The sequence below is a fragment of the Colwellia sp. BRX10-4 genome (assembly GCF_014077465.1).
Classification (GTDB): domain Bacteria; phylum Pseudomonadota; class Gammaproteobacteria; order Enterobacterales; family Alteromonadaceae; genus Colwellia_A.
In genome coordinates, this window is sequence record NZ_JACGVZ010000016.1 from 82199 (window position 1) to 105051 (window position 22853).

The 22853-nt window shown below is 40.2% G+C and carries 18 protein-coding genes; 7 read left to right on the plus strand and 11 right to left on the minus strand.

Features of this window, described 5'->3' with window-relative positions; genetic code table 11:
- Positions 1–3: 3 nt before the first annotated feature.
- From H4J67_RS13270 to H4J67_RS13295, 6 genes are all read right to left on the minus strand, one after another.
- Positions 4–921, minus strand: coding sequence for a hydroxymethylglutaryl-CoA lyase (locus tag H4J67_RS13270; protein ID WP_182171565.1), 918 nt, complete (start codon positions 919–921; stop codon positions 4–6).
- Entirely contained in the window at positions 921–2945 is a 2025-nt protein-coding gene (locus tag H4J67_RS13275) for an acetyl/propionyl/methylcrotonyl-CoA carboxylase subunit alpha (protein WP_182171789.1), read from the minus strand. The genes H4J67_RS13270 and H4J67_RS13275 overlap by 1 nt, the downstream gene beginning before the upstream one ends.
- Positions 2946–2979: 34 nt before the next feature.
- Entirely contained in the window at positions 2980–3804 is an 825-nt protein-coding gene (locus H4J67_RS13280; RefSeq protein WP_182171562.1) for an enoyl-CoA hydratase/isomerase family protein, read from the minus strand.
- Between the two features lie 11 nt (positions 3805–3815).
- Positions 3816–5423, minus strand: coding sequence for a carboxyl transferase domain-containing protein (locus H4J67_RS13285; protein WP_182204005.1), 1608 nt, complete (start codon positions 5421–5423; stop codon positions 3816–3818).
- A gap of 123 nt (positions 5424–5546) precedes the next feature.
- A complete protein-coding gene (locus H4J67_RS13290) occupies positions 5547–6716 on the minus strand; it encodes an isovaleryl-CoA dehydrogenase (protein ID WP_182204007.1) in 1170 nt (389 codons plus the stop codon).
- Between the two features lie 39 nt (positions 6717–6755).
- Complete coding sequence (locus H4J67_RS13295) at positions 6756–7157, minus strand: MerR family DNA-binding transcriptional regulator (protein ID WP_070376356.1); 402 nt, start codon at positions 7155–7157, stop codon at positions 6756–6758.
- A gap of 251 nt (positions 7158–7408) precedes the next feature.
- Here H4J67_RS13295 and H4J67_RS13300 point away from each other — a divergent pair, with 251 nt between their 5' ends.
- Both H4J67_RS13300 and H4J67_RS20720 read left to right on the plus strand, forming a co-directional pair.
- Positions 7409–8593 (plus strand): acetyl-CoA C-acyltransferase, encoded by a 1185-nt coding sequence (locus H4J67_RS13300; RefSeq protein WP_070376357.1) that lies wholly within the window; start codon positions 7409–7411, stop codon positions 8591–8593.
- 1246 nt (positions 8594–9839) lie between these two features.
- Positions 9840–10313, plus strand: coding sequence for a PEP-CTERM sorting domain-containing protein (locus tag H4J67_RS20720; RefSeq protein ID WP_259368600.1), 474 nt, complete (start codon positions 9840–9842; stop codon positions 10311–10313).
- Here H4J67_RS20720 and H4J67_RS13310 read toward each other — a convergent pair.
- The 5 genes from H4J67_RS13310 to H4J67_RS13330 all read right to left on the minus strand — a co-directional run bounded on the left by H4J67_RS13310 (position 10287) and on the right by H4J67_RS13330 (position 14989).
- Positions 10287–10613, minus strand: a complete 327-nt coding sequence (locus H4J67_RS13310; RefSeq protein WP_182204008.1) for a hypothetical protein — start codon at positions 10611–10613, stop codon at positions 10287–10289. The two genes, H4J67_RS20720 and H4J67_RS13310, sit on opposite strands and share 27 nt — an antisense overlap.
- A gap of 99 nt (positions 10614–10712) precedes the next feature.
- Positions 10713–11132 (minus strand): hypothetical protein, encoded by a 420-nt coding sequence (locus tag H4J67_RS13315; protein ID WP_182204009.1) that lies wholly within the window; start codon positions 11130–11132, stop codon positions 10713–10715.
- A 160-nt stretch (positions 11133–11292) separates the two neighbouring features.
- A complete protein-coding gene (locus tag H4J67_RS13320) occupies positions 11293–11448 on the minus strand; it encodes a hypothetical protein (protein WP_182204010.1) in 156 nt (51 codons plus the stop codon).
- A gap of 511 nt (positions 11449–11959) precedes the next feature.
- Positions 11960–13756 (minus strand): DNA helicase RecQ, encoded by a 1797-nt coding sequence (gene recQ, locus H4J67_RS13325; RefSeq protein ID WP_182171544.1) that lies wholly within the window; start codon positions 13754–13756, stop codon positions 11960–11962.
- Positions 13757–14065: 309 nt separating this feature from the next.
- Positions 14066–14989: an AraC family transcriptional regulator gene (locus tag H4J67_RS13330; protein ID WP_182204011.1), complete on the minus strand. Its 924-nt coding sequence runs from the start codon at positions 14987–14989 to the stop codon at positions 14066–14068.
- A 177-nt stretch (positions 14990–15166) separates the two neighbouring features.
- Here H4J67_RS13330 and H4J67_RS13335 point away from each other — a divergent pair, with 177 nt between their 5' ends.
- The 5 genes from H4J67_RS13335 (at position 15167) to gmhB (ending at position 22347) form a co-directional block, all read left to right on the plus strand.
- On the plus strand, positions 15167–18547 hold the full coding sequence (locus tag H4J67_RS13335) for a methylmalonyl-CoA mutase family protein (RefSeq protein WP_070376364.1): 3381 nt from the start codon (positions 15167–15169) through the stop codon (positions 18545–18547).
- A 113-nt stretch (positions 18548–18660) separates the two neighbouring features.
- A complete protein-coding gene (locus tag H4J67_RS13340; RefSeq protein ID WP_182204012.1) occupies positions 18661–19704 on the plus strand; it encodes an oxidoreductase in 1044 nt (347 codons plus the stop codon).
- Between the two features lie 49 nt (positions 19705–19753).
- A complete protein-coding gene (locus H4J67_RS13345) occupies positions 19754–20860 on the plus strand; it encodes an enoyl-CoA hydratase/isomerase family protein (RefSeq protein WP_182171532.1) in 1107 nt (368 codons plus the stop codon).
- Positions 20861–20879: 19 nt separating this feature from the next.
- Positions 20880–21641, plus strand: coding sequence for an SDR family oxidoreductase (locus H4J67_RS13350; protein ID WP_182171529.1), 762 nt, complete (start codon positions 20880–20882; stop codon positions 21639–21641).
- Positions 21642–21810: 169 nt separating this feature from the next.
- A complete protein-coding gene (gene gmhB, locus H4J67_RS13355) occupies positions 21811–22347 on the plus strand; it encodes a D-glycero-beta-D-manno-heptose 1,7-bisphosphate 7-phosphatase (RefSeq protein WP_182171526.1) in 537 nt (178 codons plus the stop codon).
- The last annotated feature ends 506 nt before the right edge of the window (positions 22348–22853 follow it).

Consider the following 22853-nt stretch of genomic DNA (forward strand, 5'->3'; position numbering starts at 1 on the left):
TTATTACTGTGCACGGTAAGCATTAGAAACTTTAGATGCCGGGGTTTTACCTAATTTATCACTGATAAACCAACCAGCATGGACTAACTTATCTAAATCAATACCGCTATCAATACCTAAACCATTGAGTAAATAAACCACATCTTCAGTGGCAACATTACCTGAAGCGCCCTTAGCATAAGGGCAACCACCCGATCCAGCAATGGCACTATCAATAACGGCAATACCATTTTGTAAAGCGGTGTAAATGTTAGTTAACGCCTGACCATAGGTATCATGAAAATGAACCGCTAGTTTAGCCTTAGGTACACGGGCACTAACCGCTTGTAACATCTTCTGTACATTAACGGGTGTTCCTACACCAACCGTATCGCCAAGCGATATTTCATAACAGCCCATTTGGTAAAGTTTTTCAGCCACTTCAGCCACTTTTTCTGGTGATACTTCACCCTCGTAAGGACAACCAACAACACAAGAAACATAGCCTCGTACCGGAATGTTTAATTTTTTGGCTGCGGCCATTATCGGTTCAAATCGCTCAAGGCTTTCAGCAATTGAACAGTTAATATTTTTTTGACTAAACGCTTCAGAAGCCGCGCCAAAAATGGCAACTTCGTTGGCATTCACCGCTACAGCCGCTTCAAAACCTTTCATATTTGGCGTGAGGGCGGCGTAAGTGACCCCTTTTTTACGTGCTATACCATTGAAAACATCGGTCGATGTTGCCATTTGAGGCACCCATTTTGGAGAAACAAAGCTGCCACTTTCAATGTAAGTGACTCCTGCATCACTGAGCAAATTAATTAAGGCAATTTTATCATCGGCACTGATTTGTTGTTTTTCATTTTGTAGGCCATCACGCGGGCCAACCTCAACGATTTTTACTTTTTTAGGTAAGGTATTATTAGCAAGGGAGCTCATTATGACTCCTGTGGCGTAAAAGCAAGTAATTCACTGCCGCCATCAACCATGTCACCTTCGGCGTAAAATAAGGTATCAATGGTACCGTCTTCAGGGGCTCTAATGGTGTGTTCCATTTTCATCGCTTCCATGATCATTAAGGGTTGGTCTTTAGTCACACTATCGCCGGCTTTGACTAATACGCTGACCATAGTACCGTTCATGGGGGCTAATAGGCCGCCATGATTATCATCAGCATTATTGTCACCACAATCAGGTTTAATATGAATAAAGTTAAAAACGCCATTTTGACGATATAAGCTAATATGATCACCTGAACTGTCAATGTTATGCGCGATAGTGGCTTGACTGCGATAGCCATCAATACTGACATGGAGTGTGTCACCGGCAATTTGACCTTGGCAGTCAACTGTTCGTCCTGCAACTGAAATTAAATAGTAGCTACGATTACCTTGACGTTTCTGTTCAACAGTCACTGGATATTCAATATGATTGTGGGCAAGAACTACCCGGTGATTATGCGCTTCGTTAGAGCGCCACGCTGAGGTATTATTCCAAGGAGAAAAAGGATCTTTGGTCGTTGCTACTTTTTGTTTCGCTTGTTCAGCCAGTGAAAGCACTAAATACAAAGCTGCCATCGGTAATTCGTCGGCTAACGCTTGTTTGTTATCATGAAATATTTCACTGTCGTATTTTTCGATAAAGCTGGTATCTATTTCTTCATTAATGAACGGTTTTGATGTCGCTAAGTTATAAAGAAAATCAATGTTGGTGGTAACACCTTTAATACGATATTCCGACAAGGCTTTTGTTAAGCGTTGCAGTGCTTTTTCACGATTTTCATCCCAGACAATTAGCTTAGCTATCATAGGATCGTAAAATACACTCACCTCATCACCTTGACGAACACCAGTATCAACACGAACATGTACGCTTTCTGCTGGCGGTTGTAAAAAATCTAGCGTGCCTGTTGCAGGTAAAAAATCATTATTTGGGTCTTCAGCGTAAATTCGCGCTTCAAAAGAGTGGCCATTAATGACTAACTGCTCTTGTGTTTTTGGTAAAACTTCACCAGCAGCAACTCTTAATTGCCATTCGACTAGATCTTGGCCACTGATCATTTCAGTCACCGGGTGCTCCACTTGTAAGCGAGTGTTCATTTCCATAAAGTAGAATGAACCGTCAACATCCAGTAAAAACTCTACCGTACCTGCGCCTTGATAACCAATAGCCTGGGCAGATTTTATCGCGGATTCGCCCATCGCTTTACGTAGCTTTTCACTCATTTTAAAGGCAGGCGCTTCCTCAATAACTTTTTGATGACGGCGTTGCACTGAACAATCACGTTCAAATAAGTAAACGGCATGTTGATGATTATCACAAAACACTTGAATTTCAACATGGCGAGGTTGTGTTAGATACTTTTCAACCAGCATTCTATCATCACCAAAGGATGACATTGCTTCACGTTTAGCTGCAGCAAAACCTTCACTAAATTCAGCTTCGCTCCACACTTGTCGCATGCCTTTACCACCACCACCGGCAGTAGCTTTTAATAATACTGGATAGCCCATATCGTCAGCCGCTTTTTTAATGATGGCTTCGGATTGATCATCACCATGATAACCAGGGACTAAGGGGACATTGGCTTTTTCCATAATGTTTTTAGCGGCAGACTTTGACCCCATCGCTTCAATGGCCGCAACGGGTGGACCAATAAAAACGATGTTTTCATCGCTACATCGACGACAAAAGTCAGCATTTTCTGAGAGAAAACCATAACCTGGGTGAATGGCTTGAGCGCCAGTACGTTTTGCCGCTTCAATCACTTTCTCTGATAATAAATAGCTTTCGCGAGAGGGCGATGGACCAAGGAAAATGGCTTCATCAGCCATGTTGACATGAAGTGAGTCAGCATCAGCATCTGAATATACGGCAACGGTTAAAATACCCATTTTACGAGCGGTTTTAATTACGCGACAGGCGATTTCACCACGGTTGGCAATAAGAATTTTAGTAAACATTTTAGCTGTTTTAGTTGTTAGTTGAGACATGTTTTTATCCTTCACTCGTCGGTTCTTTTTGCCAGCTTGCTGGTCGTTTTTCAAAAAAAGCAGTTAAGCCTTCTTGGCCTTCTGCAGAAACGCGAATTGATGCGATGCGTTCACTGGTCATGCTAAGTAAATCAAGATTAATTTCTTGATAAGCGACATCTAAAGCAAGTTTTTTTGCTTGACGAACGGCTTGTGGGCCGTTGCTCAATATTGTACTCACCATATCAATAACGGTGCTTTCTAACGCTTCTAACGCAACAACCTCATCAACTAAGCCTAACTGTTGCGCTTTGTCTGCAAAGAAACGTTCTGCCGTTTGAAAGTATCGACGACTGGCTTTTTGGCCAATAGCATTGACGACATAAGGGCTGATGGTCGCAGGAATTAAACCTAATTTAACTTCACTGAGGCAAAAGCTGGCTTTATTACTGGCGATAACAATGTCACAGCAACTGGCTAAGCCCACTGCGCCGCCAAAAGCAGCGCCTTGTATTTGTGCAATAGTGGTTTGCGGTAGAAAATTAAGTGCATGTAACATCTGAGCAAGCGCGTTAGCATCACGTAAGTTTTCTTCATATGAGTAACTGGCCATGCGCTTCATCCAGGCTAAGTCAGCCCCAGCAGAAAAGCTTTTGCCCGTCGATGCGAGTATCATCAGGTGAATATCGTCGCGTTGGGCTATTTCAATAAATATCACCGTTAATTGGGCGATAATTTTGTCGTCAAAAGCATTGTGCTTGTCAGGATTATTTAAGGTAACTGTTGCTACCCCATAACGGTCTACGTTAAATAATACTTGACCGGTATTGATCTCTTTTAATAGTGTCATCTTGTTCAGCTCTACATTCTAAAGATACCAAATTTGGTATCCTCAATAGGTTTATTCAACGAAGCAGAAATGGCTAAACCTAATATTTGACGAGTATCGGCAGGGTCAATAATACCATCATCCCATAAGCGAGCTGAAGCATAGTAAGGGTGGCCTTGATGCTCATATGTATCAATAATCGGTTGTTTAAAGTCAGCTTCTTCTTGCTCGCTCCACGGTTCACCGAGTTTGTCTTTTTGGTCACGTTTAACTTGTGCTAAAACGCCAGCCGCTTGTTCGCCGCCCATCACTGAAATACGGGCATTTGGCCACATAAATAAGAAGCGTGGATCGTAAGCACGACCACACATACCATAGTTACCTGCGCCGAAACTACCACCAATTAGCACGGTAAACTTGGGTACTTGTGCCGTGGCAACGGCGGTGACCATTTTTGCGCCATGCTTAGCAATACCGCCTGCTTCATATTGCTTACCGACCATAAATCCGGTGATGTTTTGTAAGAAGACTAAAGGAATTTTTCGTTGTGCACATAATTCAATAAAATGAGCACCTTTTTGAGCTGATTCGCCAAAGAGAATGCCGTTATTGGCGATAATACCAACGGGGTAGCCAAATATCCGTGCGAAACCACACACTAAAGTCGTGCCATAAAGAGCTTTAAATTCATCAAAATTACTACCATCAACGACACGGGCTATAATTTCACGAATATCAAAAGGTTGGCGAGCATCTTTGGGTACCACACCGTATATTTCTTGTGCGTCATAAGCTGGCTCAACCATAGGTTGAATATTCATGGTTACCGGTTTAACACGATTTAAATTACCGACGATACTACGGGCAATTTCTAAAGCGTGATGATCATTTTGTGCGTAATGATCGGCAACACCTGAGGTACGACAATGTATGTCTGCGCCACCTAAGTCTTCAGCACTAACGACTTCGCCTGTCGCCGCTTTAACTAACGGCGGTCCAGCTAAAAATATAGTGCCTTGTTCTTTAACAATAATAGATTCATCGGCCATTGCGGGTACATAAGCGCCACCTGCAGTACAAGAGCCCATAACAACAGCAATTTGCGGTATCGCTTGTGCTGACATATTTGCTTGATTAAAGAATATGCGACCAAAGTGTTCTCTATCAGGAAAAACCTCGTCTTGGTTAGGCAAGTTAGCGCCACCAGAGTCGACTAAATAAATACAGGGTAAGTTGTTTTCTTGGGCAATCGTTTGTGCGCGAAGATGTTTTTTTACCGTTAGTGGAAAATAGGTACCGCCTTTTACGGTAGCGTCGTTAGCGACAATAACACACTCTTGTCCTCCAACTCGTCCAATGCCGGTGATAATACCAGCAGCGGGAACATCTGCTTCATAAACTTCATAAGCGGCTAGTTGAGATAATTCTAAAAATGGTGAGCCAGCATCAAGTAAGGCGTTAACGCGATCGCGTGGTAATAATTTACCGCGAGATAGATGACGATCACAGCTGCGCTGTCCGCCACCTAATTTTATTTGCTCAAGCTTTACTTTTAAATCGTCTACTTGAACTTGCATATGAGCAGCGTTTTCAATGAATTCTGGGCTGCGTACATTGATTTTTGAAATTATTTTAGCCACGATATTTGCCTTTATTATGGAATTTTATCAGTAAGAACATTAGCTTTAATGTTACGCGCTAAACAAGAGCAGTGTGGCTCTCATCAGCCTCTCTAAATCGAGAGGCTGTAGCAAGTTATAACCTTATATAGACTCGGTGAATAACTCTCGACCTATCAGCATACGACGAATTTCTGAAGTACCTGCGCCAATTTCATATAATTTAGCATCACGTAACAAACGACCTGCTGGAAATTCATTGATGTAACCATTACCGCCAAGTAATTGAATAGCATCTAAGGCCATTTTTGTTGCAAGTTCTGCAGCAACTAAGATAACACCAGCCGCATCTTTACGTGTGGTTTCACCTCTGTCGGCCGCCTGTGCACATAGATAAGCATAAGATTTAGCTGCGTTCATTTGGGTGTACATATCGGCAACTTTACCTTGGATCAATTGGAATTCACCAATGGATTGACCGAACTGTTTGCGGTCATGAATATAAGGAACAACTAAGTCCATACACGCATCCATAATACCTAATGGCCCACCGGTTAATACGATACGCTCGTAATCAAGGCCAGACATCAAGACTCGAACACCTTTACCTTCTTCACCTAAAATGTTTTCTGCTGGTACTTCACAGTCTTGGAAAACTAATTCACAGGTATTTGAACCGCGCATACCCAATTTGTCTAATTTTTGATGACGAGAAAAACCGGGGTAATCACGCTCAACGATAAAAGCAGTAATACCTTTTGAACCCGCTGAAGTATCAGTCTTTGCATAAATAACATAAACGTTGGCATCAGGACCATTGGTGATCCACATCTTGTTGCCATTTAAAATATACTTATCGCCTTTTTTGTCGGCGCGCAATTTCATGCTGACTACATCAGAGCCTGCATTAGGCTCACTCATCGCTAATGCGCCAATATGTTCACCGCTACAAAGTTTTGGTAAATATTTAGCTTTTTGTTCATGCGAACCGTTTTTGTTTAATTGATTTAAACAAAGGTTAGACATAGCACCGTAACTTAGACCAACAGAAGCAGACGCACGTGAAATTTCTTGCATTGCCACCATATGTTCTAAATAGCCTAAACCTGAACCGCCATATTCTTCGTCAACGGTCATGCCTAATAAGCCTAAATCACCAAATTTGCGCCATAAATCATTTGGGAATTCGTTATCAATATCTATTTGTGCGGCACGTGGAGCAATTTCGTCACGAGAGAAAGCGTTAACTGACTCGCGGATCATCTCAACGGTTTCGCCTAGATTAAAGTTTAATGATGAAAAGGTAGAAATCATGTTATTTCCTTAGCTTAGTTAGCTACGTAAAGTTATGCGTTAGGTTTTTGTATTGTCGATAGCTGATAAAGTAGCTAAACAGCTTTCTTCTAAATTTGTTAATTCCATCAACACCACTTTTATATCGTCGAGTTGTTGATGTAAGTCTGATTTTTTTTGCTCAATAATATCCATCATCAGTTTTAATTGGCTGGCGCTGGTATTATCTAAGTCGTATAACTCAAAGATGCGACCGGTTTCGGCTAAAGAAAACCCCAAGCGTTTACCGCGTAGAATTAACTTTAGTCGAACTTTATCTCTTTGGTTATAAATTCGAGTTTGTCCTTTGCGAGTAGGGGCAAGCAAGCCTTGATCTTCGTAAAAACGAATACTGCGAGTCGTTATATCGAACTCTTTAGAAAGATCGCTGATTGAAAAAGTCCGTGCTTTTAATTCTGCCATGAAAAACTCTACATTTATGTTATACACTCACCTTACAGGAAGTTTACGTTAACGTAAAGTAAGAGCTTTTTTTATCAAGCTGCTAATAAATATCCCATCAACAATTTACCCACTCAGGTAAAATCATTACTATATAAATCGGTTATAATTCTGTCCTCACCATTAAAGTTTACGTTGGCGTAAACGTCAAATATAAGTTATGGTGTTAATCATTAATTTATCCCTTTTTATTTTTATCTCGGAGAGCTTTCATGTCTACTACAGATCCTATTGTTATTGTTTCAGCGTCTAGAACCCCTATGGGTGGTTTTATGGGCGGATTATCTGCTGTAACTTCACCTGACTTAGGCGCAACGGCTATACGCGGCGCACTTGCTGCGGCAAATATTGCTAACGATCAAGTTGATGAAGTAATCATGGGGTGTGTATTGCCTGCAGGTTTAAAACAAGCGCCTGCTCGTCAAGCAGCTTTGGCGGCTGATTTGGCATTATCAACAGTTTGTACCACCATTAATAAAGTCTGTGGCTCTGGAATGAAAGCTGCAATGCAAGCACATGACTCACTGATGGCTGGCTCTATTAATGTTGCTGTTGCCGGTGGTATGGAAAGCATGACTAATGCACCGCACCTTTTACCTAAAGGTCGCAGTGGTATAAAAATGGGGCATGGTCAAATTCTTGATCATATGATGACTGATGGTTTAGAAAATGCTTATGACGGCATAGCTATGGGGTGTTTCGCACAAGAAACTGCCGATGATGCTGGGTTTACTCGTGAAGACATGGATGAATATGCTATTCGCTCATTAGCACGTGCCAATGCAGCGATTGCTGGCGGTGCTTTCGAAAATGAAATATCGCCAGTAACGATTAAATCTCGTCGTGGCGACTCTGTCTTTGCAATAGATGAACAGCCGGGTAATGCCCGCCCTGATAAAATACCTTCATTACGTGCTGCTTTTAAAAGAGACGGGACTATTACGGCTGCGAACTCTAGTTCTATTTCAGATGGTGCTGCGGCATTAGTGATGATGAAACAGTCAGAAGCAGAAAAACGTGGTCTACGCCCTTTATGTAAAATTGTTGCTCATGCAACGCATGCACAAAAACCTGAAGAGTTTACCGTAGCACCCGTTGGCGCAATGAATAAAGTTTTAGCAAAAGCAAACTGGACGGCTGCAGATGTTGATCTATGGGAAATTAATGAAGCATTTGCCATGGTTACCATGTTAGCGATTAAAGAATTAGCCTTAGATGTTGAAAAAGTCAATGTCAATGGTGGCGCTTGTGCACTGGGTCATCCTTTAGGTGCTAGTGGTGCTCGTATTATGGTAACGTTAATCCATGCATTAAAAAACAAAGGTTTATCAAAAGGTTTAGCCTCTCTTTGTATTGGTGGTGGTGAAGCTACAGCGATTGCGGTTGAAATGTTTTAGGCCATTAAGTTCGCTGTTATTTTCAGATAATGCTGATAAAAATTAAATTTGTAAAGCCGCTATGTTAAGTCATAGCGGCTTTTTTATTAATGCTCAATGATTGCACAGATTCTTTTTGAACAAAGATAAGTGTAGAAGCTAAATAAATATCGAAACAAATGTGGCAGTAAGTTTTATCTATTAAAAAAGTACCAAAAAACACGTCAAATAAAGTTTGAACCTGACTTCAACAGGCATAAGTGAACCTTAATAATCATTCGAAACACATTATAAAATAACTTTGTTAATGTCTTCTGCGCATCGCTGACATTATCTGCTGGCTATTCTTTAGGTCAACTCATAGCCAAAACCGGTCATAGGCAGCAATCCTAAAGAGTGGCGAATCGCAACCCAATGCGGCCCCATTGCCGGAGCGGTTAGGTTATGGAGGCCACAGCCCATTCGATGTCTCAATGTGTCAGGTTTCTTTACAATGTTCGAGTGTAGATAATAGCTGACGATAGCGGAAGTCACCTCGATATCGCAAAGTTAGCATAGGGTCGAAAACCACTAAAATGGCTCTGAGTCGAGCCAGATCAAGCGCTCGGCTAGGTTCGTGAACCCGATATGGACAGTAATCACAAAAATAGCTCGCTTTCAAACCACCTCAGCCCAAACAAGGTTGCGCAAGCACTGGCTTACCCGTCAAGTGAGAGAGGGCAGTCACATAGGCGTTAAATTCGGGGTTGCCGTTAAATAAAAGTTAGTTCACTGCGCTTTAAGCATAATTTATTGCTCCCTCACCTTGGTAAATTAGCTGGGGAGGATGGGCATTTTTTGATTCAGTAGATATTTTTTACTGTTGCAGCTGGTTGTTTGTGGTTACTAGGCAAATCAAACAGAATTAGAAAGTGGTTGGCCTCGCCAGCCATCATCGTCGTATCAGATCGGCCTTGGTCGTGGGTGCTCAGCCAATAGAGCCTTTTTTTTGTGCTTTGTGTCAGGTTTTTTTACATATCAAGCTCAATACATTTTAATTAATATTTAAGTGCTTGTAATAATGGAATATTTTTACTTGGCCTGATTATTGCTATAATTGCATCCTGTTTGCAACGCTTTTGAAGTGTCGCGCATAATCAAGCTAAAATGTGGAAAGGAATACCATATGGATTTAAAATTTTTAAGATCTGTTTTTGCCGGATTGGTTTGGACAGTCAGTAGTTTGGCTAATGCCAGCCTTATAAACGATGATGTTACAGGGGCCGAATTGCTTTCATCAGCTAGTGGATTGGTCATTGGCACCACAATTGGCGCAACGATTGATAGCGGCGCACCATATGATGGCGTCCGCATTACCTCTCCCGGTGTCTGGTATACATTCTTTGGTAATGGATTAAGAACGTCATTCCATACGAACGATATAGCTACAAACTACGAGACACTATTATCGGTATATACAGGTCACATTAGCCCAATAGTAGAATTACAAGCGCTCGCTAATGATCACCATCCATGGTTATGCGACAGATCATCTTCGACTTATTGTTCTGATTATGATTTTAGAAGTACGTTAAATCAGCAATATTATTTGCTTGTACATGGCTGGGGAGGAGCCGCTGGCACATTCGGTTTATCCTATGCGGGAGTCGAAGCGGCCTCCGTACCGGAGCCATCAACACTTGCTATTTTCGCACTAGGCTTAATGGGTTTTGCATCACGTCGCTTTAAGAAAAAAGCTTAATGTAGCTTCGCCATTATCGAAATTAATTATCGATGACGGAATGCCTGCATAAACCCATGTAACCCAACGTCGTCGATAATCATCAAGAAGTATCTGCCAATTGGGTAGATGCTTTTTTTGCTCATAAAGCTGCGTTAACCGACGAAAGCGATTGTGTGCCGTTCGTTTTGACACGGTTAATTTATCTTTGCCAAATTGATACCCTAAAAAATCAAAACCTCTTGATATCTTTCCAATAAATTTCTTGTCCGGCGCTTGCTCGACCTTCAAACGGTTAAACGCTTGATTGACGGCCCTCACTGCTCTACGTAACTGCCAGCGGGTCTTCGCTAATACAATAATGTCGTCTATAAAACGGCGCTAAAAATAGCGAGGGTAACTTTCCATCTGCTCATCCAATCATTTTAAGTAATAAGCCGCGATAACCGGTGATAACGGGCAGCCTCGTGATATACCGCAGTGAATAGACTTAAACGTACCGCCCACTTCAACTGTGCGTTTCACAAACTGCACTAACAAGCGCCAGACAAACGGGTTGGCAATGTCTTTATCTAGTTGCTGGAGTAATATTGTGTGGTCAATCGACTCGTAGTAGTGCTTTACATCAGTTTTCATAACATAGCTGTAATCGGGTAGGGCTGAGTGCAGGGTATTCACGGTGGCCTTTAATCCACCATGCCCTTTGATATGGGTACAGCGAGGGGATAATGCCAAGGCATCCGGTAACGCCATGGCTAACATCTTTAGTACCAGTGCATCTTGAGATGACCACAGATGGATGGCCTCACCATTGGCCTTAGTGATCACACTGAGCGGCATTAACCTACAGCGTTGGTCGTTGAGGGATTGCAGCAGTTGCTTGCGGATTGCGGTCCAGTGAAAGCGCAGATGCCAGATGTCGGCATTGGGTGGGAAGTTAGCCCGCTGCTTACACAGCCATGTATAGGCGGTATCGAGTGCGGTTGAGTTGAAGATATCGTTAAGGTTTAGCATGCATTAAGCATCGCGCAATACCCGCTTTTGCACAAGCGGGAATGACGTCTTTAGCTCGATCTACACCAGCGATAGTATTGCTCATCATAGACGCCGTTTTAATATCTAAAAAGCAACCTAGAAAGGTTATCGCTAAGAGCATGAGGAGACTAATTCTCTATTTCGATATGGAGACTCTTGTTTGTCCGGTTAGGTGGCTTAGTTCTCTATCAGGATAAAGGTAGAACTACTTCTTCTGATCACCGCAAAAAGCTCAAAAAGCTATTGATGTTAATGTCGGCTACCGTATCAAAGTGAACATAACACAGGGTTGTTTTGACTAGTGAATTAGGTCAGGTTTGTGGTTTGTGGCTACTGCCCTTAGAGTTATATTTTAGGAGTTAGCTATTTCAACGTTTAATTAATTTTTTGAAAGGTATTTTCGGCGCTTAATCGTAATAATTCCAGTTTCTGATTTTATTTAACGGTTTGCATCTTTATCTTACTTCTACAGTTATTCATATATTCCCTTACAAGCGTGAGATTATTTAGCTTTATATACTTTAACTAAAAAAGCCCCAACATAAAAATGCTGGGACTTTATTTAATATTATTATTTCTATCTTTATTTGTTAGTTTACAACTTTATTCAGAACCAACAATAAGCGTTTTAGCTAGTGAAGTAGTGCGATAATTTTTTCACCATAAAGCTCAAGTTTTGTTTTACCTATACCATTAACGTTTAATAGTTGTGCTGAGTTTTTGGGATTAGCTCTGGCTATATCCATTAAGGTAGCGTCGTGAAAAATAACGAATGATGGTACATTTCTCTCTTTTGCCCAGAATGCTCTTTGTTGCTTCAGCTTTTCAAATACGGTTTCTTCTTGTGCTGATAAATTGCTGGCATTAGGTTGTTTTGATTTTCGTGCAAGCTTCGCCTTACCGTATTCTTTTACTTTGAGTTCTATGGTCAGTTCGCCTTTTAATAAAGGTCGAGATTTTTCAGTAAGTTTTAAAGCGCCATATTCCATTTCTACAGCTAAATATCCCATTGAAATGAGTTGCCTAAACACCGTTTGCCATTCCTCTGCTTTGTGCTCTTTACCAATACCATAGGTAGAAAGTTGTTGGTGATTGACCTGGATAACTTTAGGGGTTTGCTTACCTAGCAAGACATCAATTTGATGGCCTACGCCAAATCTTTGGCCCGTTCGATAAACGGTTGAAAGTGCTTTTCTAGCGGCAGCAGTGCCATCCCATGTTATGGGTGGATTCAAACAGTTATCACAATTTCCGCAAGGCTCAGCTAACGTTTCACCAAAATAATTGAGTAATACTTGCCGGCGGCAAGAGCACACTTCGCAATAACCAAGCAGGGCATCAATTTTACGTTGAGTTATAAACTTGAACTGTTCATTACCACTACTTTGACTTGTCATTTGTTTTAGTTTAATAACATCTTGCATGCCATACGCTAACCAAGTATTGGCGGGCATACCATCACGGCCTGCTCGGCCAGTTTCTTGGTAGTAGGCTTCGATACTTTTAGGCAAATTTAAATGGGCAACAAACCTAACATCGGGTTTATCAATACCCATGCCAAAGGCAATGGTGGCAACGATTATTATGCCGTCTTCTCTGAGAAAACGTTGTTGATTGCTATCTTTAATATTATTGGCTAAACCTGCATGATAAGGCAAAGCAACTTTTCCTTGTTCACTCAGCCATTGAGCTGTGGCCTCAACAGATTTTCTTGAAAGACAATAAACGATACCGGCATCATTGTTATGTTCGGTATTGATAAATTTAAGGAGCTGTTCTTTGTTATTTTTTTGTTCACTGATCCGATACTGAATATTGGGTCTGTCAAAACTATGAACAAAGATTTTAGCAGCCGTTAAATTTAATACTTGAACAATTTCATCTCGCGTTTTCATATCCGCTGTCGCTGTTAAGGCAATTTTAGGCGTGTGGGGATATCGCTGGCTGATAATGGACAGTTGTTGGTATTCAGGTCTGAAATCATGACCCCATTGTGAAACACAATGTGCTTCATCAAAGGCAAAGAGTGCAATGGTAATATTATCAATAAGGTTTAGAAAATAATCACTCAATAGTCGCTCTGGTGCAACGTACAATAAGTCGACATTGCCTGATCTTATTAGCTGCTCGACACGATTTTGTTCTTCATGGTCCTGCGACGAATTTAAAAACTCTGCTTTTACGCCTTGTAGTTTTAGCGCATCAACTTGATCTTTCATTAACGCTATTAGTGGCGACACCACTATGCCTACGCCATCACGAACTATCGCCGGTATTTGATAGCATAATGACTTTCCACCACCGGTTGGCATAAGCGTAAAAACATCTGCGCCACTTATTAATTCACTAATTATTTTCGCTTGTTGATGTCGAAAATCAGGGTAACCAAAGGTATTTTGTAAAACTGATTTTGCCGTATTGATATCCATATTGATTTCCTTTTAACGCTAGACAAGTCAGTGAAATTAAATAGCATAGATTAAGTGACATTAAGTTAAGTGGTGAGCATTAAATAGCGGGTTAAAAGTTAAGTATCGCTAATGTTATCGCGTAACCTTGAGTATAGCAGCCAATGATTATTTACTTTTAACGAGCAAACCTATGATAAAGGTATCATCAACGTCGTTATAAATGAAGACGAGGAGAATGAGCCTACTATAAATTACGTCTGGCTAGTATGGTCAAGAGTTAGCTATTGGCTAAATACATTGCTAACACTCTAACTTCTATTGATGTTTTTAAGCACTGTGACGAGAGTCACGATATTGCTTTGGTGACATTCCTAGCGACTTTTTAAATAGGCGTGAAAAATAGTAAGGGTCGCTATATCCCAAGCCCTCACTAATATCTTTAATAGTCTGTGAGCTATTATCAAGTTCAGAGCAGGCGCGTTGAATTTTCATATTAATAAAATGCTGTATTGGTGATGTATCAGTGAGTTCTTTAAACTTCTTTGAAAAATAAAATTTAGAAAGCTGACTGTAATGCGCTAATGTATCCAAACTCAACTCTTGATGAAGATTATTGCGCATTAAACGTTCGACCGCATCAATATCAAAAGTAGAACTTTTATTAAAGTCAGTTAAACGCAACTGTAATGCCAAAAAGCTTAAGGTTTGCTGTAAAATATGAACCGCGTGAATAACATTAGTAGCGGTATAGCCGCGGCGACCTAGCGCTAATAAATTGTCAAAATCTCGGATCACTTCATCTACATTCCCAACGTGTGCTAGGCCATCATCCATTTTCATTAATAAACGTTCGGCAAAATTACTGGCGAGGTCGCCTTTAAAATTTAACCAATAGACTTTCCCTGACTTGTTTTTAATTTCACTGTTACTTCCTCTATGAACGGCGGTAAATTTAAAACTCGCATTGGCTGGTATAATAACAAGATCGCCCGATTTAACTTCTCTGACTTTGTTTTTATAGTCTAGAGTTGCACTAGTAGATTGACAATAAAGTAAGCTGTGATGGTCACTGTTTTTTTTATCTATTTGATAGGCAATATCTGAATGCTTCCCAAGCGATAACGGATAAAGACTCGAGGTTAGCGGATGAACTTGCAGTTTTTTCAATAAAAAAACGGGAATAAGTAAACGAATATCATCAATGATAGTTGCTGTTTTTATCGGCTTTGCTGACTTTGATTGTTGAAGCATAATTAATAAGCTACGCGTTTTAATTTTATAGCAAGATAGTCCATCAAATTAGCAATAAAATCAATGTTAATACCATTTTCTTTATGATTTAATATTATTAATAAAAAATTTAAATAGCAATTCAGCACCAAAAATTACACCTATAATGGTGAGTAAGTTAATAAAAGAGAATTCAAAATGACAACTGAAAGATACCAACTCAAGAATAAAATTAGAATTGTCACTGCCGCATCACTTTTTGATGGGCACGATGCTGCGATTAATATTATGCGCCGAATTTTACAATCAAGTGGTGCTGAAGTTATTCATTTGGGCCATGACCGCAGTGTTGAAGAAGTGGTTAATACCGCAATTCAAGAGGATGCTAATGCTATTGCGATGACTTCTTATCAAGGTGGGCATAACGAATATTTTAAATATATGTACGACCTACTTAAAGAACGAGGTTGTGAACATATTCGTATCGTTGGTGGCGGTGGCGGTGTTATTTTACCTGACGAAATTAAAATGCTACAAGATTACGGTATTACCCGTATTTATTCGCCTGATGACGGTCGTGCACTGGGGTTATTAGGCATGATTGACGACATGTTAGAGCGCTGTGACTTTAAAACTGGCGTCAATGTTAAAAAAGACGATGTTGCTAATTTAAAGAAAAATGACAAACAAGCCATTGCGCGTTTAATTTCAGCGGCTGAAAATGCGCCTAAAGAAAATAAAGCCGACTTAGAGAAAATTCGTAAAATTGCCTCAGCAAGTAAAACACCGGTATTAGGTATTACTGGTACCGGTGGTGCGGGTAAATCTTCGCTGGTTGATGAATTAATCCGTCGCTTTTTAATGGCGACAGCAGACAGCAAAATTGCCATTGTTTCGGTTGACCCGTCTAAGCGTAAAACCGGTGGTGCATTACTCGGTGACCGAATTCGTATGAATGCGGTAAACAATGATCGCGTTTACATGCGTTCGTTAGCCACACGTCAGTCAAACTTGGCGTTGTCTGTTTATGTCAATGACACCTTAGAAATTTTAAAAGCGACCGATTTCGACTTAATTATTCTAGAAACTTCGGGTATTGGTCAATCAGATACCGAAATTGAAGAACATTCAGATGTTTCTTTGTATGTAATGACGCCAGAGTATGGCGCGGCAACACAATTAGAAAAAATCGATATGCTCGATTTTGCTGATATTATTGCGCTCAATAAATTTGATAAACGGGGCGCTTTAGATGCCCTGCGTGACGTTAAAAAACAATATAAACGTAACCGTGGCATGTTTGAAGCCGGTGATGATGAAGTACCAGTTTACGGCACGATAGCTTCACAATTTAACGACCGTGGTATGACCGAATTATATAATGCAGTGATCACAGCATTAAACACGAAAGCGGGCTTAATTGTTGGCGACATTCTCTCTACTGAAGGCACATTAGCCAATAAAAGTAGCGTGATCCCAGGTAATCGTATTCGTTATTTATCTGAAATATCAGAAAGTAATCGCGGTTATGATGCTTGGGTTGAAAAACAAACAACGGTTGCACAAAAGCTTTATGGTATTCATCAGGCGATTGAAACAGCAAAAGATAGTGAAACTGTAGTTTCTGCTGATCTAGTGACGCAACTTGAAGCGCTTTATACTCAAGTTGAATTAGACTTAGACCCTAAAAATAAATTATTACTCGAGCAATGGGCGACTAAAGTTCAGCGTTATAAAGACCCTGAATTTAAATTTAAAGTACGAGACAAAGAACTGTCGATAGCCACTCATTCAAAATCACTTTCTGGTAGCGATATCCCTAAAATTAGTATGCCTAAATATCAGGGATGGGGCGATATCTTAAAGTGGAACTTACAAGAAAATGTACCGGGTGAATTTCCATATACCGCCGGTTTATTCCCCTTCAAGCGTGAAGGCGAAGACCCAACACGTATGTTCGCGGGTGAAGGAGGCCCAGAAAGAACGAACCGTCGTTTTCATTATGTTTCAAAAGGCATGCCGGCTAAACGCTTATCAACAGCATTTGATTCCGTGACCCTATACGGTAACGATCCGGCTATTCGTCCTGATATTTATGGAAAAATAGGTAATGCCGGCGTTTCTATTTGTTGTTTAGATGATGCCAAGAAACTTTATTCTGGTTTTGATTTAGCTCATGCGATGACGTCGGTTTCCATGACCATTAATGGCCCTGCGCCGATGTTGTTAGGTTTTTTCTTGAATACCGCTATCGATCAACAATGTGAGCGCTTTATTACCGAAAATGGTTTGGAAAAAGAAGTTGCCGCAACCATAGCTAAAATTTATAAAGACAAAGGCTGTGAACGTCCAAGCTATCAAGGTGAATTACCCGATGGCAACGACGGTTTAGGTTTGATGTTAATTGGTGTTACTGGCGATCAAGTTCTCCCTCCAGCGGTATATCAAGCGATAAAAGCTAAAACCTTAACGCTGGTGCGTGGTACGGTACAAGCCGATATTTTAAAAGAAGATCAAGCGCAAAATACCTGTATTTTCTCTACTGAATTTGCCCTACGTTTAATGGGTGATGTGCAAGAGTACTTTATTGAAAAAGGTGTGCGTAATTTTTATTCAGTGTCTATTTCTGGCTATCATATAGCAGAAGCTGGCGCGAACCCGATCACTCAATTGGCGTTAACGTTGGCAAACGGTTTTACTTTTGTTGAGTATTACCTAAGCCGCGGTATGGACATTAATGAATTTGGTCCTAACTTATCGTTTTTCTTCTCAAACGGTATCGACCCAGAATACGCTGTCATTGGCCGAGTGGCTCGTCGTATTTGGTCAAAAGCGATGAAGAATAAATATGGTGCCAATGCTCGCGCGCAAATGTTGAAATATCATATTCAAACATCGGGTCGTTCATTGCATGCTCAAGAAATTGATTTCAATGATATTCGTACCACATTACAAGCACTTTATGCGATAAACGATAACTGTAACTCTTTGCATACTAATGCTTATGATGAAGCTATTACCACGCCTACCGAAGACAGTGTTCGTCGTGCGATGGCGATTCAATTAATCATTAACCGTGAATTAGGACTTTCTAAAAATGAAAATCCTATTCAAGGCGCGTTCATTATTGAAGAGTTAACTGATTTAGTTGAAGATGCCGTATTAACTGAATTTGATCGTATTAACGAACGTGGTGGTGTACTTGGTGCCATGGAAACTATGTATCAGCGTGGTAAAATTCAAGAAGAAAGTATGTATTATGAACACCTAAAGCATTCAGGTGAATATCCTATTATAGGTGTAAATACTTTCCTTAGTTCTACGGGCTCGCCAACGATTGTGCCTGAAGAAGTTATTCGCGCTACCGAGGAAGAAAAAACTTATCAAATTGATATGTTAGCGAGTTTAAACAAAGCCAATGCAGCAGAAGTAGAAGTCTTACTTAAGCGTTTACAAACAGCCGCCATTAATCATGAAAATATTTTTGAATTAATGATGGATGCTTGTAAGGTTTGTTCTTTAGGGCAAATTGTCAGTTCGTTATTTGAAGCAGGCGGTCAATATCGTCGCAATATGTAACACGAGTAAATAGTCAGTTTATTAGATTAGAGTAAAGTAGTGTCTATGCACTACTTATACCTTGATGTTAATTCTTCATACACCTTTATTTAGATAATTGAATAGGAATAATTATGTCAACGTTGATCACGGAGTTAAGGCAAGTACCAGATAAATTTACGGCTTTTCGTATTCATCAAATACAAGAGGGTGATAAGAAAAAAATCATCAGTGGGTTTGAGCAAGTTGGTATTGATGATTTAACCGCAGGTGAAGTGGTTATTAAAGTCGCCTATTCAGACATTAATTATAAAGATGCTCTAGCTGCCACAGGAAAAGGAAGAATCTTACGTACTTATCCCTTAGTAGGCGGTATTGATTTATCGGGTGTTGTGGTTAGCTCTGTTGATGAACGATTTAAAGTGGGCGATAAAGTGCTGGTTTGCGGCGCGCAATTATCTGAACTCTATGATGGTGGTTACAGTGAGTATGCGCGGGTAAAAGCAGATTCAGTCGTGGCATTGCCAACAGGCGTGAGTTTACGTGATGCGATGGCACTCGGTACCGCAGGATATACTGCCGCTCTTGCTATTCAGCGTATGGAAGATAATGGTCAACTTCCAGAGCGAGGTCCGATTGTTGTCACCGGCGCTACCGGTGGTGTTGGTAGTTTTGCTATTAATATGCTGTCAAATATTGGTTATGAAGTGATCGCTTTTACGGGTAAAACAGAACAAGAAGGTTATTTAAAAGCGCTCGGTGCGACTAAGCTTATTAGTCGTCATGATATTGAGATGGGTAGCAAACCGCTAGAAAATGCACAGTGGGGTGGGGCGGTCGATAGTGTTGGCGGTGAAACGTTAGCTTGGCTAACACGCACCACCCATGTTTGGGGAAATATTGCTTCAATTGGTTTAGCTGGTGGCTTCAAATTAGAGACCACTGTTATGCCTTTTATATTAAGAGGCGTGAGCCTACTTGGTATTAACTCAGTTGAAATGCCACTTTCAGTACGCACACAAGCCTGGAAGCGATTAGCAACAGATTTAAAACCAACAAAACTTGAGCTGATTTCTCCTACGACCATTGAATTTCGAGACTTAGGTAATGCATTTGCCGCTTATGTCGATGGCACGGTTACCGGACGAACTGTCGTAGCGATTGATGCCAGTCTTTAAAGTGCCATCAAACAGAACATTAACCCGTAAAGAATCGGAGCTAAATTAAATGACAGATGTGATATTTAAAGAGTTAAGCAGCAATAATAATAAACTAATAGCCATAGCAGAACTTAATGCGCCTAAATCGCTTAATGCATTAAATCTTTCGATGATTAAGCTGTTAACCAAAAAACTGCTGTCTTGGCAGCAAGATGACAATATAGCGATGGTTATTTTACAAGGCGCCGGTGAAAAAGCGTTCTGTGCTGGTGGAGATGTTGTTAGCCTGTATAACTATTTACACGCACTAGAGACACCAATAGATGATAACGTCATTACATCAGGCTTCGCTAATGAATTTTTTAGTGAAGAATATGTACTTGACCAATTAATTCATAATTTTAGTAAACCTATTATGATCTGGGGAGATGGTTATATCATGGGCGGCGGCATAGGTTTATTTGCTGGTGCCAGTCATCGTGTAACCACAGAGCGCACTTTGATGGCAATGCCAGAAGTATCAATAGGGCTATTTCCTGATGTAGGGTCAAGTTGGTTTTTTAATAAAACACCCCAAGACCTCGGTTTGTTCTTAGGGATCACCGGTGCTGTATTTAATGCCGTAGATGCTAACTATCTTGGCTTGTCGGATTATATTATTGATAGTTCATCTAAAAATGGTGTTTTTGATCACTTACTAACAGTCGACTGGCAAGACAATGATCGAAATCACTCACTGCTAAAGCAAGCATTGACCGATTTTTCGAACCGCTTTGAACACCATTTACCCAATGAGGTAAAAAACAATGAAGTGACTATAGCAAAATTATTAGCTTTCGATAATATTGCTGATATACATAAAGCGATTTTAAATGTACAAACAGACAATAAATGGCTAAATAAAGCAAAAAACAAATTACTGGCAGGTAGCCCATTGAGTGCTTGTATTATATATAGGCAGCTACAAACGACTAAAACGCTAAGTTTGAGTGAATGTTTTACCTCAGAGTTAAATTTAATCCTTCGTTTTTGTCAGTATGCTGAAGCTTGCGAAGGTATTAGGGCATTATTAGTTGATAAAGACAAAAATCCCAATTGGGCTTTTTCAAATATTAATGATGTTGACCATAAATTAGTTGATTGGTTTTTTAGCCCTATCAACGAAAAAATATAATAGAGATAAAGGAAAAACAATGGATTTGAATGATAAAGTTATCGTCATCACCGGTGGTGGACAAGGCCTAGGACGTTCTATGGCAATTAGCTTAGCAACAAATGGTGCCAAATTAGCGTTAATCGATTTAAATGAATCGTTATTACAAGAAACTGTAAAACTTATTGAAGCAGCAGGTTCTTCGGCAAAGTATTATTTAGCCAACGTGACAAATGAAAGTGAAGTAGAAGCGATTTTTAGCCAGATCAATGATGACTTTTCGGGGATCGACGGCTTAATTAACAATGCCGGAATTTTACGTGACGGTATGTTTGTTAAAGCTAAAGATGGAGTCGTCGCTAAGAAAATGTCATTGGATCAGTTCCAATCCGTCATCGATGTTAATTTAACGGGTGTTTTCCTATGTGGTCGCGAAGCTGCTGTTCACATGATTGAAGGTAAACGTAAAGGTGTCATTATTAATATGTCGTCTATCGCAAGAGCCGGTAATATGGGACAAACCAATTATGCTGCATCTAAAGCGGGTGTTGTCGCTATGACCGTAACTTGGGCGCGCGAGTTAGGACGTCATGGTATTCGTGTTGGCGCTATTGCCCCAGGTGTTATTCGCACCGCAATGACTGATGCGATGAAACCAGAAATGCGTGACCGTTTAGAAAAAATGAAACCCGTTGGCCGCTTAGGTGAAGCAGATGAAATTGCTCACACCGTAAAGTATATTTTTGAAAATGAGTTTTTTACCGGCCGTGTCGTAGAAATTGATGGCGGTCTTTGCATGTAACAAATATCTGCTGTTTATTAACAGCAGATATTGAGCACAATGTCGTTCTTGGGTATCTAAGCTGCAAAGTATTCGTTAATTCGTGCGGCAAAATATTCAAGAACGATGGCTTTATCAATTAATCTAACCAATAACCTATCATTAGCCGCTAAGTCAAAAGAAATTAACTATGAAAAAAGCACTGTTTTTAGACAGGGACGGCATTATAAATGTTGACCATGGTTACGTTTATAAAAAAGAAGCATTTGAATTTGTCGAAGATATCTTTACTGTTTGTTTGGATGCGCACCATAAAGGTTATGAAATATTTGTCATTACTAACCAATCAGGTATTGCTAGAGGCAAATATACGGTTGAGCAATTTAATCAACTGACTCTATGGATGGTAGAACAATTTAAATCGAGAGGGATCGTAATTGCAGATGTTTATTATTGCCCTCATCATCCAGATAAAGGCGTTGGTGAATACAAGGTGGCCTGTGATTGTAGAAAACCAGAACCCGGTATGATTTTATCTGCAGCTAAAAAGTATGACATTGATTTAGCAAAGAGTATTTTTATTGGTGATAAAGTATCAGATATGCAGGCTGCAGAGCGTGCTGGTATAAAAAGTAAGATATTGCTTGTTGATCAATATAGCGATAATGAGGCGATTAAAGCAGACCGTATCCATAAAATTAGCGAAGCTAGCGTGTATATTAGCTAAATTGTTCGATAAATAAGCGAACAAACGTTTATTTTAAAGTTATTACAAAAAAGGGTTGACGCCTAGCGAGAAATGTCTAGAATGCGCTCCAGTTCCAAGGGGTTCAGTCAAAACGAACCACGAAAGAGCTGTTTTGATAAGTTATCTACATCACTTTAGAGTAAAGTAGTTGACTTAACGTTTATCAATAAGGTTTGAAACTTCGAAAAGAACTTCAAATTAAATTAAATAAAACGTTGACATCGAAACTAGAGTGCGTAAAATACGCATCTCGCTTCAGGCAAGGCCTGTAGCAACGAAGCAAAGCGAATGAGATTTTGTTTCGGTTAACGCCTAGCGTTAACGTTCTTTAACAATTAGTTATCATGCAATTTGTGTAGACACTCACATTACATTGATTTTACATAGTCGGTTCTTAATTCTCTAGCGAGAAGCAAGGAAAGACGTAAAACAGTTTAATAATGATGTCACACAGATTAAGTATTAATTATTAATTTAATTAGTAC

Excerpts from the sequence above, each read along its gene's own strand:
- H4J67_RS13340 (WP_182204012.1), top strand. The coding sequence starts at position 18,661 with ATGTCAACGTTGATCACGGAGTTAAGGCAAGTACCAGATAAATTTACG.
- H4J67_RS13290 (WP_182204007.1), bottom strand. The coding sequence starts at position 6,716 with ATGATTTCTACCTTTTCATCATTAAACTTTAATCTAGGCGAAACCGTT.
- H4J67_RS13280 (WP_182171562.1), bottom strand. The coding sequence starts at position 3,804 with ATGACACTATTAAAAGAGATCAATACCGGTCAAGTATTATTTAACGTA.
- H4J67_RS13300 (WP_070376357.1), top strand. The coding sequence starts at position 7,409 with ATGTCTACTACAGATCCTATTGTTATTGTTTCAGCGTCTAGAACCCCT.
- H4J67_RS13295 (WP_070376356.1), bottom strand. The coding sequence starts at position 7,157 with ATGGCAGAATTAAAAGCACGGACTTTTTCAATCAGCGATCTTTCTAAA.
- H4J67_RS13350 (WP_182171529.1), top strand. The coding sequence starts at position 20,880 with ATGGATTTGAATGATAAAGTTATCGTCATCACCGGTGGTGGACAAGGC.
- gmhB (WP_182171526.1), top strand. The coding sequence starts at position 21,811 with ATGAAAAAAGCACTGTTTTTAGACAGGGACGGCATTATAAATGTTGAC.
- H4J67_RS13330 (WP_182204011.1), bottom strand. The coding sequence starts at position 14,989 with ATGCTTCAACAATCAAAGTCAGCAAAGCCGATAAAAACAGCAACTATC.
- H4J67_RS13335 (WP_070376364.1), top strand. The coding sequence starts at position 15,167 with ATGACAACTGAAAGATACCAACTCAAGAATAAAATTAGAATTGTCACT.
- H4J67_RS13345 (WP_182171532.1), top strand. The coding sequence starts at position 19,754 with ATGACAGATGTGATATTTAAAGAGTTAAGCAGCAATAATAATAAACTA.
- H4J67_RS13315 (WP_182204009.1), bottom strand. The coding sequence starts at position 11,132 with ATGCCGCTCAGTGTGATCACTAAGGCCAATGGTGAGGCCATCCATCTG.
- H4J67_RS13320 (WP_182204010.1), bottom strand. The coding sequence starts at position 11,448 with ATGCTCTTAGCGATAACCTTTCTAGGTTGCTTTTTAGATATTAAAACG.
- recQ (WP_182171544.1), bottom strand. The coding sequence starts at position 13,756 with ATGGATATCAATACGGCAAAATCAGTTTTACAAAATACCTTTGGTTAC.
- H4J67_RS13270 (WP_182171565.1), bottom strand. The coding sequence starts at position 921 with ATGAGCTCCCTTGCTAATAATACCTTACCTAAAAAAGTAAAAATCGTT.
- H4J67_RS13275 (WP_182171789.1), bottom strand. The coding sequence starts at position 2,945 with ATGTTTACTAAAATTCTTATTGCCAACCGTGGTGAAATCGCCTGTCGC.